The organism is Microbacterium forte (assembly GCF_031885415.1).
GTDB classification, from domain to species: Bacteria; Actinomycetota; Actinomycetes; order Actinomycetales; family Microbacteriaceae; genus Microbacterium; species Microbacterium forte.
Map to the genome: position 1 here is coordinate 2,976,145 of NZ_CP116871.1, position 18,427 is coordinate 2,994,571.

Consider the following 18,427-nt stretch of genomic DNA (forward strand, 5'->3'; position numbering starts at 1 on the left):
CACGGCACTGTCAGCTCACGGCGCTGTCAGCTCGTGGCTGCTTCGTCGGCGACGGCGAGAGCCTCGTCGAGCACGGTCAGACCGCGCACCAGGTCTTCTTCGCTGATCACGAGCGGCGGGGCCACGTGCATGCGGTTGAAGTGCGTGAACGGCCAGACGCCGGCTTTCTTGGCGGCGGCGGCGAAGGCGGCGACCGGCGCAGCATCCGCTCCGCTGGCGTTGAACGGCACGAGTGGCTCGCGCGTCTCTTTGTCGCGCACCAGTTCGACGGCCCAGAACAGGCCGCGGCCGCGCACCTCTCCGACGCTCGGGTGGGTGTCGACCCAGCGGCGCAGGGTCGGCTCGACGATGCGCTCGCCGAGATCGCGCACGCGCTCGAGGATGCCGTCGCGACGGAACACCTCGAACGTCGCGACGCCCGCGGCACAGGCGAGCGGGTGGCCCGAGTAGGTGAGTCCGCCGGCGAAGGGCGTGGTGTCGAAGGCGCGCGCGATGCGCTCGGAGATGACGACGCCGCCGAGCGGCACGTAGCCCGAGTTCACACCCTTGGCGAAGGTGATCAGGTCGGGGCGGCCGTCGTACGCATCGATGCCGAACCACTCGCCGAGCCGTCCGAAGCCGACCATGACCTCATCGGCGATGTAGACGATGCCGTAGCGATCGCACAGCTCGCGCACGCCCTGCAGGTACCCGGGCGGCGGCACGAGCACGCCGTTGGTGCCGACGACGGTCTCGATGATGATCGCGGCGATGGTCTGCGGTCCCTCGAGCTGGATCGTCTGCTCGAGGTGGGCGAGTGCGCGCTCGGACTCCTGCTCCGGCGTCTCGGCGTGGAACGGCGAGCGATAGAGGTAGGGCCCGAAGAAGCGCACGGCGCCGGAGTCGGGAGTGCCGTTCGCCCACCGGCGAGGGTCGCCGGTCAGCGAGATCGCGGTCGACGTGGAGCCGTGATAGCTGCGGTACATCGAGAGGACCTTGTGGCGACCGGTCGACTGACGAGCCATGCGCACCGCGTACTCGTTGGCCTCGGCGCCGCCGTTCGTGAAGAACACCTTCTCGAAGCCCTCGGGTGCGACCTCGACGATGAGCCGGGCGAGCTCGCCCCGCACGTCGTTGGCCATCGCCGGCTGGATCGTCGAGAGACGCCCCGCCTGCTGCTGGATCGCCGCGACGAGGTCGGGATGCTGGTGCCCGAGGTTCAGGTTCACCAGCTGGCTCGAGAAGTCGAGGTAGACGTTGCCGGCGTAGTCCCAGAACGTCGAGCCCTCACCCGCAGCGACGGGGAGCGGGTCGATCAGGCCCTGCGCGCTCCACGAGTGGAACACGTGGCCGCGGTCATCCGCGCGCACCTGCGCCTCGGCCTCGGGGTCAGGCAGCGGGTGGGATGCACCATGGCGGTCGGTGAAGTTCGTCATGTCTCGTGTCTCAGTTCTCTGTCTGCTCGGAGCTCAGTGGTTGCTCGGGAAGCCCAGGTCGATCTGCGAGGGCGTGTGGTCGGGCCAGCGGGTGGTGACCACCTTCGACCGAGTGTAGAAGTGCACCGACTCGGGGCCGTAGATGTGCGAGTCGCCGAACAGCGAGTCCTTCCAACCGCCGAACGAGTAGGCGCCGATCGGCACGGGGATCGGCACGTTCACGCCGACCATGCCGACCTCGATGTCGAACTCGTACTGGCGGGCGGTGCCGCCGTCGCGCGTGAAGATCGCCGTACCGTTGCCGTAGGCGTTCGCGTTGACGAGCTCGACGGCCTCGGCGTAGGTCTCGACGCGAACCACCGAGAGCACCGGGCCGAAGATCTCGTCGTCGTACACCTTCATGCCGGGGGCGACCTGATCGATCAGGCTGACGCCGATGAAGAAGCCCTCCGAGTCGAACTCCTTCGTCGTGCCGTCGACCACGACGGTCGCTCCTTCTGCAGCGGCGCCCGTCACGTAGGAGGCGACGCGGTCGCGGTGCTCGCGGGTGATGAGCGGGCCCATCTCGCTCGCGGCATCCGTGCCGGCGCCGATCGTGAGGCCCTCGATGCGCGAGGCGATCGCGGCGACCAGGTCATCGGCGATGTCGCCGACCGCGACCAGCACCGAGACGGCCATGCAGCGTTCGCCGGCCGAGCCGTAGGCGGCCGAGACGGCGGCGTCGGCTGCGGCATCGATGTCGGCATCCGGCATGACGACCATGTGGTTCTTCGCGCCGCCCAGCGCCTGGACGCGCTTGCCCGCAGCCGAGGCGCGCTGGTAGATCGAGCGCGCGATCGGCGTCGAACCGACGAAGCTGATCGCGTTCACGCGTGGCGACTCGAGCAGCGCGTCGACCGCCTCCTTGTCGCCGTGCACGACATTGAGCACTCCATCCGGAAGACCCGCCTCCTGGAAGAGCTTGGCGAGCCAGACCGACGCGGACGGGTCCTTCTCGCTGGGCTTGAGCACGACCGTGTTGCCGCACGCGATCGCCGAGGCCACCATCCACAGCGGCACCATCACCGGGAAGTTGAACGGCGTGATCGCGGCGACGACGCCGACGGGCTGCTTGACCGAGTGCACGTCGACACCACGCGAGACCTGTTCGCTGCGCTCGCCCTTGAGCAGGTGCACGAGTCCGGCGGCGAACTCGACGTTCTCGATGCCGCGCGAGACCTCGCCCGCGGCATCCGAGAGCACCTTGCCGTGCTCCGACGTGACGATCGCGGCGAGCTCGGGCGTGCGCTCCTTGAGCAGCTGGCGCAGCCGGAAGAACACGTCGGCCCGCTTGATGAGGCTCGTCTCGCGCCACGCCGGAAGAGCGGATGCCGCGGCGGCGATCGCCCGGTCGACCTCTCCGGTCGCGGCGAAGGCGACCTGCTTCGAGACCTGTCCGGTGGCGGGATCGAAGACCTGACCCGTGCGCGCCGCCTCGGCGGTCTCTGCTCCATTGATGATGTGACGGACGATGTCCACGGGGCTCCCTCGCAGTGCGTGATCCGCATCGAACACTCTGACCGGGGTTCGATACGCTGGCTTCCTCCTATGATCACAGAGCACGGAGGGCAATCTTGGCGTCAGAACGTAGCGACATCAGGGTTATCCGGACAGACCGTCCGGCGCACAGCGTGTACCTCACGGTCGCCGACGTGCTGGCCGACCCCGCCGTGCAGGCGGGCGAGCCTGACGTGCTCGTCGGGGGTGCGGCGTTGGATGCTGCGGTGCGGTGGGTGCACGTCTCCGACAGCGTCGGCGTCGCGCGTCTGCTCGACGGAGGAGAGCTGCTTCTGACGACGGGTGCAGGGTGGCCGTTCGACGACGGAGAGCTGCGCGCCTTCGCATCGAGGCTGCATCGAGCGGGCATCGCCGGAATCGTCTTCGAGCTCGGGACAGCCCGCGATGCCGTGCCGCAGCCGGTCGTGGATGTCTGCGCGACGGTGGGCCTCGCGCTCGTCGCCCTCACCCGCGAGGTGAAGTTCGTCGCCGTGACCGAGGCCGTGCACCACGCCCTGATCGCCGCGCAGACGCAGGCCCTGCACGAGCGGCAGCATCTGCACGAGCTCTTCACCGCGCTGAGCCTGCAGGGGGCGCCGGCCGACGTCGTGGTGGCCGAGACCGCCCGCGCCCTCGGCGCCCCGGTTGTGCTCGAGAACCTGGCACGCGAGGTGATCGCGGCCGAAGGGCTGGGGATGCCGATCGCCGAGGTGCTCGACGGTCGAGGGGGTGCCGAGCAGGTGCCCGTGCAGGCGAGAGGAGTGCGCTGGGGCACGCTTCTCGCGCTGCCCGGCCCGGCACACCCCGCCGGCCGCGTCACCGTGCTCGAACAGGGTGCGACGGCGCTTGCGTTCGGCTGCATCGCCGACGGCGGTGACGCGGAATGGTCGCTGCTGGCGCAGCGCGCCGTCATCGATGACCTCCTCGGTGCGCGGTTCGCCAGGGCGGACGACATCGATGCTCGGCTGCGCGCAGGGGGCTTCGCGCTCGCCGAACGCCAGTGTCACGGGATCGTCGCCCGCGGCTCGGCGTCCATCAGCGAGCTCGCCTATCGGGCGCGGCAGGCAGGCTTCGCGGTCGTGGCCGCCCGCGTCGACGACGACGATGTCGCGCTGCTCTCGCTGCCGGCATCCGCGGTGCTGTCCGACGAGGTGCTGCTGCGCATCGCCGGCCCCGACCGCGCCGTCTTCGTGGGGCCGGTCTCCGACGACGTGCTCGGTCTGCTCGGCTCTCTGCGCGCCGCGCGCGACCTCGCCGACAGCGACAGGGCTGAGGCCGGGGCGAGGGTGCGCCGCGTCGATGACCGACCGCTCGAGCGGCTCGTCGCCACTCTGCGTGACGACCACCGACTGCACGAGCACAGCGAGCGGATGCTGGCGCCGCTGATCCGTCACGATCAGGAGCGGAGAGGCGATCTGCTCGACGTGCTCGCCGCTCTCGTGGCGCACCCGGGAAACCGCTCGGCGGCCGCGGCGGCGAGCCACCTGTCGCGATCGGTGTTCTATCAGCGGATCACGCTGATCGGCGACCTGCTGGGCGCCGACCTCGACGACGGCGAGACGATCGCGGCGCTCCACCTCGCACTTCTCGCGAGGCGGCGCACCGCGGCATTGGTCTGAGCCGTCTCCGGAGCCCCTGCAGCGAGCGTCAGAGAACCGACTGCGCGTCGGTGAGCACGCTCCGCAGGATCTGCTCGATCTCACGGAACTCCGCCGGTCCGACCGTGAGCGGCGGCGCGAGCTGGATCACGGGGTCGCCGCGGTCATCGGCGCGGCAGTAGAGCCCGGCCTCGAACAGCGCGGGGGACAGGAAGCCGCGCAGCAGCCGCTCGGACTCGTCGTCGTCGAACGTCTCGCGCGTCGCCTTGTCCTTCACGAGCTCGATGCCGAAGAAGTAGCCGTCGCCGCGCACGTCGCCGACGATGGGCAGGTCGAGGAGCTTCTCGAGCTCGGCGCGGAACAGGGGCGAGTTCTCGCGCACCCGCTGGTTGAGCCCCTCCTCGTCGAAGATCGCGAGGTTCTCGAGCGCCACGGCTGCCGAGACGGGGTGACCGCCGAACGTGTAGCCGTGCGGGAACGACACGTCGCCCTTCGAGAACGGCTCGTAGATCCGGTCGCTCACGATGGTGGCGCCGATCGGCGAGTAGCCGCTCGTCATGCCCTTGGCGCAGGTGATCATGTCGGGCACGTAGCCGAGGCCGGTGCAGGCGAAGGTGTGTCCGAGGCGGCCGAACGCGCAGATGACCTCATCCGAGACGAGCAGCACGTCGTGGCGGTCGCAGATCTCGCGCACCCTGGCGAAGTAGCCGGGAGGGGGCGGGAAGCATCCGCCCGAGTTCTGCACCGGCTCGAGGAAGACGGCGGCGACGGTGTCTGCCCCCTCGAACAGGATCATCTCCTCGATGCGGTCGGCGGCCCAGCGTCCGAAGGCCTCGAGGTCGTCGCTCGGGCCGCCCATCTCGGCCGCTCGGTAGAAGTTGGTGTTCGGCACCCGGAAGCCACCGGGCGTGACGGGTTCGAACATCGACTTCATCGCGGGGATGCCGGTGATCGCGAGGGCGCCCTGCGGGGTGCCGTGGTAGGCGACCGAGCGCGAGATGACCTTGTGCTTGGTGGGCTTGCCCATCAGCTTCCAGTAGTGCTTCGCGAGCTTGAACGCGGTCTCGACCGCCTCGCCGCCTCCTGTCGAGAAGAACACGCGGTTGAGATCGCCGGGTGCCTCATCGGCCAGGCGATCGGCGAGCTCGATGGCCGCCGGGTGCGCATACGACCACAGCGGGAAGAACGACAGTTCGGATGCCTGCTTCGCCGCGGCCTCGGCGAGGCGGCGGCGTCCATGCCCGGCGTTGACGACGAAGAGACCCGAGAGGCCGTCGAAGTAGTCCTTGCCCTTCGAGTCCCAGATGCGGTGGCCGTCGCCCTTGACGATGATCGGCACGCCGCTCTTGTCCATGGTCGACTGCCGTGTGAAGTGCATCCACAGGTGGTCTTTGGCCATGGCCTGGAGTTCGGCCTCGGACGGAGTCGTGCGTTGCGTGCTCATCTGGTCCCCCAGTTGTAGAGCTGCTTCTGCAGCTTGGCGTAGATGAAGGTCTCGGTCGACAGCACCCCGTCGATCGGGCGGATGTGGTCGTTGATCAGCGCAAGGAGGTCTTCGTCGTCCTCGCAGACGACCTCGGCGAGGATGTCGAAGGATCCGACCGTGATCACCACGTAGTCGATCGCGGCGATCTCGGCGATGGCCTCTGCGACGACGCGAGTGTCGCCCGAGACGCGGATGCCGATCATCGCCTGTCGAGGGAAGCCCAGCTGCATCGGATCGGTCACGGCGACGATCTGCATCACGCCGGACTCGGTGAGACGCTGCACCCGCTGGCGCACGGCGGCCTCGCTCAGGCCGACCTCACGCCCGATGTCGGAGTACGAGCGCCGGCCGTCCTCCTGCAGCAGCTCGATGATCGTCTTGGCCACACCGTCCAGTGGCGGATGCTTCTTCGAGGACATCATGATGCGATCCTCGCACCGCAGCGGGCTGTCTTCAACCGATTCCGCAGAATCGGCGGAGCTGCAGCGGGTAAACCGCAGAATATCGCGGTCAGGACTCGAGCGGGCCCAGCCAGGCGCTCGCCGCGGTGGAATGCGCAGACTCGGGGTCGGAGGGGTGGAATGCCCCCGCCAGGACGTCACGATAGAGCCGCGACAGCTCGTTCGACGAGAAGTACGAGCCGCCGCCGGCGACCAGCATCGCCTGGTCGACGACGTGCTTCGACATCGTGATCGCCCGGTGCTTGACCCCCGAGAGCAGCGTGAACCACCGGGCGCCGTTGTCGACCTTCTCGTCGACATCGCGCGCGAGGACGGCGATCTGCGGCGGAAGGGCGTCGTACGCGAGGCCCATGTCGGCGATGCGCCAGCGGATGTCGGGATCCTGGCTGTACGCGGCACCTGTCTTCTTCGAGCGGCGCTTCTGCGCGGTGAGCACGGCCAGGTCGAGCGCACGGCGCGCGATGCCCGTGTAGACCGAGGCGAGGAGGATCTCGAAGACCGAGAAGATCCCGAAGACGATCGGGTCGGGGTTCGGACCCGGATCGATGCGGCGCACCACGTGCGCCGCATCCGCCGCGGCTCCGTCGAGTCGGGTCGTGCGGCTCTGTGTGCCCCGCATGCCGAGAGTGTCCCAGTCGTCGCCCGTCACGACCGCATCGGTGCGGTCGACGAATGCGAAGACGAGCTTCGGGGCGTCGGCGCTCGTCGTGTCGAGTCCGTGCAGCCCGAGCTTCGTCCACACGGGCGCGAGCGAGGTGAAGATCTTGGTGCCGGTGAACGCGTAGCCGCCGTCGGCGGTGGGTGCGGCCTCGGTGTCGCTGCCGAACAGCACCAGGTCGTTGCCGCCCTCGCTGATGCCGAAGGCGAAGACCTCGCCGGCGACCGCGCCGTTCTGCACGAACTCGAGGCCGGGCACGCCGCGGTCGGAGAAGACCTTGGCGACCCCGGTCCAGACGAGGTGCATGTTGATCGCGAGCGCCGTGGCCGGGGCGGCGGTCGCGAGGCGCTGCTGGAGGATCGCGGCCTCGGCGAGTCCGAGACCCGCGCCTCCACGGTCGGCGGGCACGAGGATCGACAGGTAGCCGGCGTCGCGCAGCTCGGCGAGGTCCTGTTCGGGGAACGTGTTCTCGCGGTCGTGGATGGGAGCCCGCTCGCGGATGCGCTCGAGCAGGTCGTCGGGAAGATACGCGGTCGGGTCGAACGTGCTCACGCGAGGGCCTCTCTCAGCTGTCGGACGGTCTCTTCGGGCTTGTCGCGGTGCAGCGAATGCCCGGATCCCTCGACGACCGACATCGTGACGAGAGGGTTCGAGGCGAGCACGGAGGCTGCGACATCGCCGGTGAAGATGCTGTAGACCGCCGGATCAGAGGCGATCACATGGGTGGGGACGGTCAACCGCGCGGCATCCGCCGTGACATCCCACGGGGTGTTCTGCGCACTCGTCTGCTCGACCGCCCACGCACTCGCTCGGTGCACGGCATCGACCTTGAGCTCCCAGTCCTGCGGATGCCAGTGCGGATGCTCCTGCTGCACCAGCTCCACCCTGTTGTCGGCGAAGGCACGCTCCTGGCTGCGACGCACGATCGCGGCATCGCGGCCGTCGACGAGGATCGCCGGGTCGAGCAGCACCAGGCGGCGGGTCCACTCCGGAGCGGATGCTGCGGCCGCCGTGCCGGCGGCGCCGCCGAGAGAGTGGCCGACCACGGCATCCCACGCTCCACCGCCGTCGGGCTCGGTCGCGACGAGATCTGCCGCGTAGGCGGCGACCGAGTAGTCGAGGGCCCTCGGGGCGTCGCCGTGACCGCGCAGGTCGACGGCGGTCGCATGCCATCCGGCGTCGGCGAGGGCGGTGCCCACCCGCCACATGAGAGCAGCGGAGGAGCCGAGGCCGTGCACGAGGAGCACTCGGCGATCGGCGGCCGGATCACCCCAGGAGATGCGGGGCAGCGTGAGCGGTGCGGGCATGCAGCAAGCCTACGACCGGGTCGTAGGGGGGAGGCGTGCGGAGTTCAGGGCAGCGGTGGCAGGTCGCCGTGCGTGGTCAGCACCCGCGCGGCTGCGGCGTGTCCGGCAGAGAGTCGCTCGGCGAGCTCTGCGCCGTCGAGCGTCGCGGCGAGGAACCCGGCCGCGAAGGCATCGCCGGCGCCGACCGGCTCGACGACCTCGACCCGCGGCGCGGGCACGAACACCGGCTCGTCGTCGCCGAGGAACGCGGTCGCACCGACGTCGCCATCCTTCACGATGAGCAGCCCGCAGTTCGGAAGGTGTGCGCGGATCTCGAGGGCGGTGGCGGTGCCCCAGACGCGCTCGGCCTCATCTCGACCGACGAAGGCGATGTCCGCGGCATCCGCGAGCCGGGTCAGCGTCTCGGCCGCATCCTGCATCGTCCACAGCGCCCTGCGGTCGTTCACGTCGAACGACACGAGCGCGCCGGCTGTGCGCGCGTCGACGAACAGCTGATCGACCATCGCGCGGCAGGAGGGGGAGAGCGCCGGGGTGATGCCGGTCGTGTGCACGATGCGGACACCGGCGAGCTGCGGGGCGTCGAGGAACCCGGGCGCCATCAGCGACGCCGCCGATCCGCGTCGGTAGTAGTAGACGGACGACGACTCGGTGCCCGGATCCTTGAACATGACGCCGGTGGGCGCATCCGCATCCGTCGTCACCCAGAGGTCGACGCCGCGGCGCGCGAGCTCGGTCGAGATGCGCACGCCGATCGGATCGTCGCCCAGGCGCGAGGCCCAGGCGGCCCGATGCCCTGCCGAGACGAGTCCGACGGCGACGTTGCCCTCTGCCCCGGCGAGCCCCAGTGCCGCCGTCTCGGTCTCGGCGAGCGGTGCGCCCAGAGCGGTGACGAGTCCCATGGACTCGCCGATGCAGATCACCTCGGGGGCGATGGATGCGGGGGAGGACGCAGAGCTCATGAAGGGGTGACCGCCAGGGGTTCGGTATCGGGGTGGGGACTCGCATCGCGATGACGCAGATCGGGGAAGGAGCGGACGAAGACGATCGAGACGACGAGTCCGGCTGCGGCGAAGAGGGTTGCCGCGAGGTAGGCGCCGCGTGGATCCGTCGCATCGACGAGGAAGCCCGCGACGGCAGAGCCGGCCGCGGCGCCGATCAGCTGACCGGTGCCGGCCCAGCCGAAGGCCTCGGCGGTCTCGCTGAACTTGACGCTCGCGGTCGTGATGGCGAACAGCACGGCGAGAGCCGGCGCGACGCCGATGCCGGCGACGATCAGGGTGCCGCCGAGCCAGAACTCGTTGAGGGAGAACATGGTGAGTGCGAGGCCGACCGTGACGATGGTGAGGCGGCGGGCCATCGCCCAGGGCCCGATGGGGATGTGTCCGAACGAGAGGCCTCCGGCGAGGCTGCCCACGGCGAACACCGCGAGCACGAGGCCGGCCGCCAGGCTGCCGTGCTCGAACGTCGCGACGACACCGACCTCGACCGCGGAGCACGCGCCGATGAGCAGGAATCCGATGATGGTGGCGAGCAGCACCGGCGGTTTGAGCACGACCTTGCCGAGGGCGCTGCGACTTCGCGGGATGCGCACGCGGCCGACCTCGGGAGAGAGGATGAACCACGCTCCGCCGCCGACCAGCACGACCGCCACGAGCAGCAGCCCCACGGCCGTGCCGATCTGCGTCGACACGAGCGTGATCACGACGGGGGCGAGCACCCAGATGATCTCCTGCAGCGAGGCGTCGAGAGAGAAGAGCGGGGTGAGCTGTGTCGAGTTCACGAGCTTCGGATAGATGGTGCGCACGGCGGCCTGCACAGGCGGGGTCGAGAGGCCGGCGATCATGCCGAGCGCCATGTATCCGGGGACGTTCAGGGGGAGCAGTGCCAAGCCCAGCACGGCGACCACGCACACGCTGAGCGTGAGGGCGAGCACGCGGCGCATGCCCCAGGCGCCCATCCATCGACTCGTGATCGGGCCGGCGACGGCCTGCCCGACGCTGGTCGCGGCGAGCACCAGGCCCGCCGAGCCGTATGAGCCGGTCTGCTGTTCGACGTGCAGCAGGATCGCGAGCGAGGTCATCCCGTTGGGGAAGCGAGCGGTCAGCTGTGCAGCGATCATGCGCGCCACTCCGGGCGTGCGAAGAAGGTCCCGATATCCCGCCACGGGTCAACGCTACCGGGAGGTGCGGACGCCGGTCGAAGCGGCTCCTCCGCGACACGCCGCGACACGCCCAAACCGAGTTTCCACAGAAAATCCGATGTCAGAGGTGAGGCGTACGGTCCGACCTGTGGATGGATCTCTCACAGGTCGTTCCCAGCCGCGATTTCTCGCGGTTCGGAGCTGCTCCCGAGGTGCCCGAGCCTGTGGAAGAAACGGTGGAGAACCTGTGTTTTAACAGTGGAGAGCGGTGGAAAACTACACGTATGTAACTACTACCCCTAGTGGTCACCCTGAATGTCCGTACCTATATGTAGTATTGAGATCCCGGTGAGGGTCTACCGGAAAACAGCCTGATACAGATGCAGGCCAGAGATTTGAGGGGAAGCGAAAAGATGTCGATCACGGTCTACACGAAGCCGTCCTGCGTTCAGTGCAACGCCACCTACCGCGCGCTCGACGCCAAGGGCATCGAGTACGAAATCCTCGACCTGTCGGAAGACGCGACCGCACTCGAGCAGGTCAAGGCGCTGGGCTACATGCAGGCGCCGGTCGTCGTCACCGACGAGGGCCACTGGTCGGGCTTCCGTCCCGACAAGATCGACGAGCTCGCTTCGCGTCTGGCGTGATCCGCCATGAGCGCCGTCGCGACCGCCGCGCCGCTCCTGGTCTACTTCTCGAGCGCCTCGGGTAACACCGCGCGCTTCGTCGAGAAGCTCGGGCTCCCGGCCCGACGCATTCCCCTTCTCCGGCAGCAGGAAGATCTCGTCGTCGACGAGCCCTTCGTGCTGGTCACCCCCACCTACGGCGGGGGTGAGGGGCGCGGCGTCGAACGAGGCGCGGTGCCCAAGCAGGTCATCCGGTTCCTCAACGACGAGCGCAACCGGAATCACATCCGCGGAGTCATCTCCGCGGGCAACACCAACTTCGGCGACTCCTTCTGTCTCGCCGGTGACATCATCAGCCGCAAGTGCAACGTGCCTCACTTGTATCGGCTCGAGATCTTCGGCACACAAGACGATGTAGATCGCGTGAGCGACGGATTGGAGCGACGGTGGGTACCGCAGTTGACGAGCAGGCAGGAACCGACTCAGTGACGGACACGGTGGCGTTCAAGATGAACCCGACCTACGAGGGCCTGGACTATCACGCCCTCAACGCGATGCTGAACCTGTACGACGCGAACGGGAAGATCCAGTTCGACGCCGACAAGCGGGCGGCACGCGAGTACTTCCTGCAGCACGTCAACCAGAACACGGTGTTCTTCCACTCGCTCAAGGAGCGTCTCGACTACCTGGTCGAGAAGGAGTACTACGAGCCCGCCGTGATCGAGCAGTACTCGCTCGAGTTCATCCAGAAGCTCAACGACCTCGCCTACAGCAAGAAGTTCCGGTTCGAGACGTTCCTCGGCGCCTTCAAGTACTACACGAGCTACACGCTCAAGACGTTCGACGGCAAGCGCTACCTCGAGCGCTTCGAAGACCGCGTCGTGATGACGGCCCTCGGCCTCGCCGGCGGCGACGAGAACCTCGCAGTCGCCCTGGTCGAGGAGATCATCTCCGGCCGTTTCCAGCCCGCGACGCCGACCTTCCTCAACTCGGGCAAGGCCCAGCGCGGCGAGCTCGTCAGCTGCTTCCTGCTGCGCATCGAAGACAACATGGAGTCGATCGCCCGCGGCATCAACTCCGCTCTCCAGCTCTCCAAGCGCGGCGGCGGCGTCGCTCTGCTGCTCTCGAACATCCGTGAGGCCGGCGCTCCGATCAAGCAGATCGAGAACCAGTCCTCGGGCATCATCCCCGTGATGAAGCTCCTCGAAGACAGCTTCAGCTACGCCAACCAGCTCGGCGCCCGTCAGGGTGCCGGAGCGGTGTACCTCAACGCGCACCACCCCGACATCATGCGCTTCCTCGACACCAAGCGCGAGAACGCCGACGAGAAGATCCGCATCAAGACGCTGTCGCTCGGCGTCGTGGTTCCCGACATCACGTTCGAGCTCGCCAAGAACGGCGAGGACATGTACCTCTTCTCGCCGTACGACGTCGAGAAGGTCTACGGAGTTCCCTTCGGCGACATCTCGGTCACCGAGAAGTACCGCGAGATGGTCGACAACCCGCGCATCAAGAAGACCAAGATCAACGCGCGCGAGTTCTTCCAGACGATCGCCGAGATCCAGTTCGAGTCGGGCTACCCGTACATCATGTTCGAGGACACGGTGAACAAGGCCAACCCGATCAAGGGCCGCATCAACATGTCGAACCTCTGCAGCGAGATCCTGCAGGTGAACACGCCGACCACGTACAACGACGACCTGTCGTACGACCAGATCGGCAAGGACATCTCCTGCAACCTCGGCTCGATGAACATCGCGCTGTCGATGGATGCCGATGACCTGGGCCAGACGGTCGAGACGGCGATCCGCGCGCTGAGCGCGGTGAGCGACCAGAGCCACATCCGCTCGGTCCGCTCGATCGAAGACGGCAACGACCGTTCGCACGCGATCGGCCTCGGTCAGATGAACCTGCACGGCTTCCTCGCTCGCGAGCACGTCCACTACGGCTCCGAAGAGGGCATCGACTTCACGAACATCTACTTCTACACGGTGCTGTTTCACGCGCTGCGCGCCTCGAACAACATCGCGATCGAGCGCAAGCAGGCCTTCGACGGCTTCGAGGACTCGACGTACGCGTCGGGGGAGTTCTTCGACAAGTACATCGAGCGCGCCTGGGTGCCCGAGACCGAGAAGGTCAAGGAGCTCTTCGCGGGCAAGCACATCCCGACGCAGGCTGACTGGGTGGCGCTGAAGTCGTCGATCCAGGAGCACGGCATCTACAACCAGAACTTGCAGGCGGTGCCCCCGACCGGTTCGATCTCGTACATCAACAACTCGACGTCGTCGATCCACCCGATCGCGTCGAAGATCGAGATCCGCAAGGAAGGCAAGCTCGGCCGCGTCTACTACCCGGCGCCGTTCATGACGAACGACAACCTGGAGTACTACCAGGACGCATACGAGATCGGCTACGAGAAGGTCATCGACACCTACGCCGCCGCCACCCAGCACGTCGACCAGGGCCTGTCGCTGACGCTGTTCTTCAAGGACACCGCCACGACGCGTGACATCAACAAGGCTCAGATCTACGCATGGCGCAAGGGCATCAAGACGATCTACTACATCCGTCTGCGTCAGATGGCGCTCGAGGGCACCGACATGACCGAGTGCGTCTCGTGCATGCTCTGATCCGGCTCTGACCACAGGAAACGACGAAGAACAATGACTCCTCACCCCCCGCTCAAGCTGGTCGACAGCGTTCAGGCGATCAACTGGAACCGCATCCAGGACGACAAGGACCTCGAGGTCTGGAACCGTCTGGTGAACAACTTCTGGCTGCCCGAGAAGGTGCCGCTGTCGAACGACGTCCAGTCGTGGAACACGCTGACGCCCGACGAGCAGCTGCTCACCATGCGCGTCTTCACCGGTCTGACTCTGCTCGACACGATCCAGGGCACGGTCGGCGCCGTCTCGCTGATCCCCGACGCGATCACCCCTCACGAAGAGGCGGTGTACACAAACATCGCGTTCATGGAGTCGGTGCACGCGAAGAGCTACTCCTCGATCTTCTCGACGCTTGCGTCGACGAAGGAGATCGACGAGGCGTTCCGCTGGTCCACGGAGAACCCGAACCTTCAGAAGAAGGCTCAGATCATCATGGACTACTACCAGGGTGACGACCCGCTCAAGCGCAAGGTCGCCTCGACCCTGCTCGAGTCGTTCCTGTTCTACTCGGGCTTCTACCTGCCGATCTACTGGTCGTCCAAGGCGAAGCTCACGAACACGGCCGACCTGATCCGCCTCATCATCCGCGACGAGGCCGTGCACGGGTACTACATCGGCTACAAGTTCCAGAAGGGTCTCGAGAACGAGACCGAAGAGCGCCGCCAGGAGCTGAAGGACTACACCTTCAACCTGCTGTTCGAGCTCTACGACAACGAGGTGCAGTACACGCAGGACCTCTACGACGGCGTCGGTCTGACCGAGGACGTCAAGAAGTTCCTGCACTACAACGCCAACAAGGCGCTGATGAACCTCGGCTACGAAGCGATGTTCCCCTCGACCGTCACGAACGTGAACCCGGCGATCCTGTCGGCGCTCTCGCCGAACGCCGACGAGAACCACGACTTCTTCTCGGGCTCGGGCTCCTCCTACGTCATCGGCAAGGCCGAGGCGACGGAAGACGACGACTGGGACTTCTGAGTCACATGTTGAGCATGATGAAGGGGCGGATGCTGCGGCATCCGCCCCTTCGTCATGTCGTCGCCGCCTCAGGCGCGCTCGTCGGCCAGGCGGGCTCGGCGCTCCTCTTCCCGCTTGGAGTAGGTGGCGGCGCGGATCGCGTCGTCGGACTCCAGGCCCGTTCCCAACGCCCCGCCGAGTGTCGCCGCCGACGCGACGAACCAGGTGAGCACGAACAGATCGCCGACTTCAACGGTTCGGCCGAGGGACTCGCTCATCACCGACGTGTCGAGCACGAAGAGCGCCCAGGCCAGATTCACGACGTACAGCGCCAGATAGCAGATGACGATGCCGATGGTCAGGGTCAGCAGCGTCGAGGTGTTGTAGAGACGGGATCTCTCGCGGGCCTGGAGTGAGTCGTCGTCTGGACGGTCCCAGAGCCTGCCGTCGATCACGATCCACGCGATGATGATCGTGATGGAGGCCACAGTCGCCGCCACCAGGCGCCAGCCCGACAGTGAGCTGGCGAGCGACCACACGGTCGGCTCGATCGTCGCCACCGCGCCGGTCGCCAGCGCTGCGACCAGCGCGGACTTGAGCCCGGCGGCGAGCAGCCACGGACGGTTGGCCAGCACCATCCCCAGAAGCACGCGCCCGCGGGCACTGAGTCCGGGCAGCGGCAGGCGCTGCTCCTCCGGCGAGGCGGGCTCGGCCATCCCGTCGACGAGTCCCCGCACCGCGTGGCGGGCGCGGCTCTGCACCCGGAACCCGCCCAGGGCGGGCAGCGACAGCACCGCGGACTGGCGACGAGGATCGATCGCCGCCAGCAGGTAGCGGCCGTCGTCGTCGCGAAGCGGAAGCTCGGTGACGCCGATGACGAGATCCCACCCGTTCTGCTCGGCATGCGCACGCAGCCGCTCGAGGGCGACGTCGACGTCTTCAGACCCGAGGGTGAACGGCTCGCTGACGAGTTCGACGATCCAGCTGTCGGCCGCAGCGGCGAGCGGTGGCGTGAGGTCGGTCATCCGACGCGCGACGGTAGTGGGCGAAGCCGGGTCGGCTACGAGGCCCACTCGGATCGGCTCCATCTCCGCAACCTACACCCGCCTCGCATCGGCCGCATCGGCTTCTTCTCTTCGCCGAACAGGATGGGAGAGGGCGGATGCCGCAGCATCCGCCCTCTCCCGCATGTGCCCACCGCTCAGGCGGGAGCGTCGTCCGGGTCGAGCGCGCGCAGAGCGTCTTCCTCGACCTCATTGTCGGCGGTCAGCTGCTGTTCGGTGTTCTCGTCGCCGCCGAGGGCCGCGTCGCGGTCGGGGCTGGCGTCGCCCTGAATGGCGCCGCGAGGCGATTCACCGTGTGAGCTGTCACCCTGGATCGCGCCGCCCTGGGCTGCGCCCTGGGCGTTCTCTTCGTCGGCGTCGCCCTGGATGGCTCCGCGAGGGGAGTCGCCGTGCGAGCTGTCGCCCTGGATGGCACCGCCCTGGTTCGAGCCCTGGGCGTTGCCGTCGAGCTCGTCGGGCTGGCGCCCGGCCGAATCTGCCGACTGGCCGTCAGGAGCGGTGTTGTGCTCGGGGATCGCCTCGGGGGAGCCTTCGGCGGGCTCTTCGGCGTGCGGGGTGCGTCCTGTGTTCTGGTCCATGCGGCGAACGTACGTCCGCCCCGCCCGCACGTGGAGGGCATTGACAAACCGCAGTCACCCGCTCAGAACTCCGGGTCGTCCTTCTTCGAGGTGCGGATCGGCGTCGTGACGGCCGCTTCATCGCTGAACTCGACCGGGTCCGCCTTCTCGGCGCGGTCGACGACGTTCAGCGGCCTGGTCTCGTCGAGAGTCATCAGGAATCGGCTGTCCTCCGAGCGGTGCAGTCGGCCGGAGGTGAAGATCCAGATCGCGCCGATCGCACAGGCGACGAAGCCCGCGGTGCCACCGAGCATGATCGCCACGCGCGGGCCGAACGCGTCGGCCACCCACCCGGCGATGGGAGCGCCGACCGGAGTAGAGCCCATGATCACGGCCATGTACAGCGCGAGCACGCGCCCTCGCAGCGCCGGGGCCGTGGTCATCTGCACGTATCCGTTGGCCGTCGTGAGCAGCGTCACGATCATGAAGCCGGTGAACGTCAGCGTGATCGCGTACGACAGATACGTCGGCATGGATGCGGAGATGAAGGCCGCGACTCCGAAACCGCCCGCCGCGAAGACCACGACGCGCACGCGAGCGCGGTCGCGCCTGGCCGCCAGCAGCGCCCCGGCGAGCGAGCCGATCGCGAGCACCGAGCTCAGCACGCCGTAGCCGTCGGCCCCGGCCCCGAACTCGATCGCCATGGTCGATGCGAAGATCGGGAAGTTCATGCCGAACGCGCCGATCAGGAACACGGTCACGAACACGACCCGCAGGTCGCTGCGACCCCAGACATAGCGGAAGCCCTCTGCGAGGCCGCCGGGCCGGCGGTTCTTGAGACGCGGCGCCAACTGCCCGGTGCGCAGCAGCATCAGCGCGACGAGCATCGCGAGGAACGTCACGGCGTTCGCGATGAACACCCACCCCGAGCCGATCGCCACGATCAGCAGACCGCCGACGGCCGGGCCGATCATGCGGGCCAGGTTGAAGGATGCCGAGTTGAGGGCGACCGCGTTCGACGTGTCGCCGGCCGAGACCATGTCGGAGACGAACGCCTGCCGCGCGGGTGCGTCGAAGGCGTTGACGACACCGAACGCGGCGGCGAAGCAGAACATCATCGGCAGGGTCATCACGCCGTTGAGCAGCAGGACGCCTACGGCGATCGCGAGCAGCAGCAGCGCGCTCTGGGTGGCGAGCAGGATGCGGCGGCGCTCGAAGCGGTCGGCGACCCATCCGGTGAGGCTCACCAGCACCAGCGGCGGGCCGAACTGCAGCGCCATCGTGAAACCCATGGCCGCGGCGTCGTTGTCGGTGAGCTCGGTGAGCACGACCCAGTCCTGCGCGGTCGCCTGCATCCAGCCGCCGATGTTCGACACGAGGGCGCCGGCGAACCAGATGCGGTAGTTGATGTTCGAGAACGAACGGAACATCGCGCTCATCGGTCGACCACCTTTCGCATCAGGGCGCTCGCTTCTCGCAGCGTCGTCAGTTCCTGCTCGGTGAAGTCCAGTTCGCCGAGCATCTCGGCCAGCAGCTCGTCACGGCGCTTGATGGTCTGCGCGACGATCTCGGTGCCCGCCTCGGTGATGTCGACCTGCACGCGACGGCGGTCTTCGGCATCCGGAGTGCGGATCACGAAACCCTGCTCTTCGAGTCCGTTGATCATGCTCGTCATCGACGGCGCGGTGACACGCTCGCGCTCTGCCAGGGCCGTGATCGTGCGTCGGCCGTGCATGCGCAGCGTGGCGAGCACCGCGAGCTGCGCGTCGCTCATCGCATCGACGGCGCGGGCCGAGCGCAGGCGCCGTGCGAGTCGGAACGTCGCCATGCGCAGGTCTGTCGCGGTGAGTTGGAGGGAATCATCGGTCGCAGACATTACTTAGACAGTCTAAGTAATTCTGCCGACGATGGGAAGCGGGCGTCGGATCGGCCGCCGCCGACAGGCCAGAATGGACG

At 67.7% G+C, this 18,427-nt stretch carries 17 protein-coding genes; 5 read left to right on the forward strand and 12 right to left on the reverse strand.

What is annotated here, in order from left to right; genetic code table 11:
• Nucleotides 1-26: 26 nt before the first annotated feature.
• Nucleotides 27-1,415: an aspartate aminotransferase family protein gene (locus tag OB895_RS14350; RefSeq protein WP_079113589.1), complete on the reverse strand. Its 1,389-nt coding sequence runs from the start codon at nucleotides 1,413-1,415 to the stop codon at nucleotides 27-29.
• Between the two features lie 33 nt (nucleotides 1,416-1,448).
• A complete protein-coding gene (locus OB895_RS14355; protein ID WP_079114068.1) occupies nucleotides 1,449-2,933 on the reverse strand; it encodes a CoA-acylating methylmalonate-semialdehyde dehydrogenase in 1,485 nt (494 codons plus the stop codon).
• A gap of 95 nt (nucleotides 2,934-3,028) precedes the next feature.
• On the opposite strand from OB895_RS14355, the gene OB895_RS14360 reads away from it, so the two are divergent.
• Nucleotides 3,029-4,570 carry a PucR family transcriptional regulator gene (locus OB895_RS14360; RefSeq protein WP_153302255.1) on the forward strand — a complete coding sequence of 514 codons (1,542 nt, stop codon included), beginning with the start codon at nucleotides 3,029-3,031 and terminating at the stop codon, nucleotides 4,568-4,570.
• A 28-nt stretch (nucleotides 4,571-4,598) separates the two neighbouring features.
• Here the strand turns inward: OB895_RS14360 and OB895_RS14365 are convergent, their stop codons facing one another.
• From OB895_RS14365 to OB895_RS14390, 6 genes are all read right to left on the reverse strand, one after another.
• The gene (locus tag OB895_RS14365; RefSeq protein ID WP_042537827.1) at nucleotides 4,599-5,993 is read right to left on the reverse strand and encodes an aspartate aminotransferase family protein; all 1,395 of its coding nucleotides are present in this window, start codon (nucleotides 5,991-5,993) and stop codon (nucleotides 4,599-4,601) included.
• On the reverse strand, nucleotides 5,990-6,457 hold the full coding sequence (locus OB895_RS14370; protein ID WP_153302254.1) for an Lrp/AsnC family transcriptional regulator: 468 nt from the start codon (nucleotides 6,455-6,457) through the stop codon (nucleotides 5,990-5,992). Before OB895_RS14370 ends, OB895_RS14365 begins: the two co-directional genes overlap by 4 nt.
• An 88-nt stretch (nucleotides 6,458-6,545) precedes the next feature.
• On the reverse strand, nucleotides 6,546-7,706 hold the full coding sequence (locus OB895_RS14375; protein ID WP_079113587.1) for an acyl-CoA dehydrogenase family protein: 1,161 nt from the start codon (nucleotides 7,704-7,706) through the stop codon (nucleotides 6,546-6,548).
• Nucleotides 7,703-8,461, reverse strand: coding sequence for an alpha/beta fold hydrolase (locus OB895_RS14380; protein WP_079113586.1), 759 nt, complete (start codon nucleotides 8,459-8,461; stop codon nucleotides 7,703-7,705). The genes OB895_RS14375 and OB895_RS14380 overlap by 4 nt, the downstream gene beginning before the upstream one ends.
• Before the next feature lie 44 nt (nucleotides 8,462-8,505).
• Nucleotides 8,506-9,420: a sugar kinase gene (locus OB895_RS14385; protein ID WP_079113585.1), complete on the reverse strand. Its 915-nt coding sequence runs from the start codon at nucleotides 9,418-9,420 to the stop codon at nucleotides 8,506-8,508.
• Complete coding sequence (locus tag OB895_RS14390; protein WP_056374294.1) at nucleotides 9,417-10,580, reverse strand: MFS transporter; 1,164 nt, start codon at nucleotides 10,578-10,580, stop codon at nucleotides 9,417-9,419. The genes OB895_RS14385 and OB895_RS14390 overlap by 4 nt, the downstream gene beginning before the upstream one ends.
• 434 nt (nucleotides 10,581-11,014) lie before the next feature.
• Between OB895_RS14390 and nrdH the strand changes: the two genes are divergently transcribed.
• From nrdH to nrdF, 4 genes are read left to right on the forward strand one after another with little or no spacing between them, the layout of a single operon-like run.
• Complete coding sequence (nrdH, locus tag OB895_RS14395; RefSeq protein WP_042537838.1) at nucleotides 11,015-11,248, forward strand: glutaredoxin-like protein NrdH; 234 nt, start codon at nucleotides 11,015-11,017, stop codon at nucleotides 11,246-11,248.
• 6 nt (nucleotides 11,249-11,254) lie between these two features.
• Nucleotides 11,255-11,716, forward strand: a complete 462-nt coding sequence (nrdI, locus tag OB895_RS14400; protein ID WP_042537840.1) for a class Ib ribonucleoside-diphosphate reductase assembly flavoprotein NrdI — start codon at nucleotides 11,255-11,257, stop codon at nucleotides 11,714-11,716.
• Between the two features lie 20 nt (nucleotides 11,717-11,736).
• On the forward strand, nucleotides 11,737-13,857 hold the full coding sequence (gene nrdE, locus OB895_RS14405; RefSeq protein ID WP_042537901.1) for a class 1b ribonucleoside-diphosphate reductase subunit alpha: 2,121 nt from the start codon (nucleotides 11,737-11,739) through the stop codon (nucleotides 13,855-13,857).
• Between the two features lie 33 nt (nucleotides 13,858-13,890).
• Nucleotides 13,891-14,871: a class 1b ribonucleoside-diphosphate reductase subunit beta gene (nrdF, locus tag OB895_RS14410; RefSeq protein ID WP_042537843.1), complete on the forward strand. Its 981-nt coding sequence runs from the start codon at nucleotides 13,891-13,893 to the stop codon at nucleotides 14,869-14,871.
• A 68-nt stretch (nucleotides 14,872-14,939) separates the two neighbouring features.
• Here the strand turns inward: nrdF and OB895_RS14415 are convergent, their stop codons facing one another.
• From OB895_RS14415 to OB895_RS14430, 4 genes are all read right to left on the reverse strand, one after another.
• Entirely contained in the window at nucleotides 14,940-15,875 is a 936-nt protein-coding gene (locus tag OB895_RS14415; RefSeq protein WP_311877984.1) for a hypothetical protein, read from the reverse strand.
• Between the two features lie 176 nt (nucleotides 15,876-16,051).
• A complete protein-coding gene (locus OB895_RS14420) occupies nucleotides 16,052-16,492 on the reverse strand; it encodes a hypothetical protein (RefSeq protein WP_079113584.1) in 441 nt (146 codons plus the stop codon).
• A 62-nt stretch (nucleotides 16,493-16,554) separates the two neighbouring features.
• Nucleotides 16,555-17,901 (reverse strand): MFS transporter, encoded by a 1,347-nt coding sequence (locus tag OB895_RS14425; protein ID WP_079113583.1) that lies wholly within the window; start codon nucleotides 17,899-17,901, stop codon nucleotides 16,555-16,557.
• 5 nt (nucleotides 17,902-17,906) lie between these two features.
• Entirely contained in the window at nucleotides 17,907-18,347 is a 441-nt protein-coding gene (locus OB895_RS14430) for a MarR family winged helix-turn-helix transcriptional regulator (RefSeq protein ID WP_042537858.1), read from the reverse strand.
• Nucleotides 18,348-18,427 lie beyond the last annotated feature (80 nt).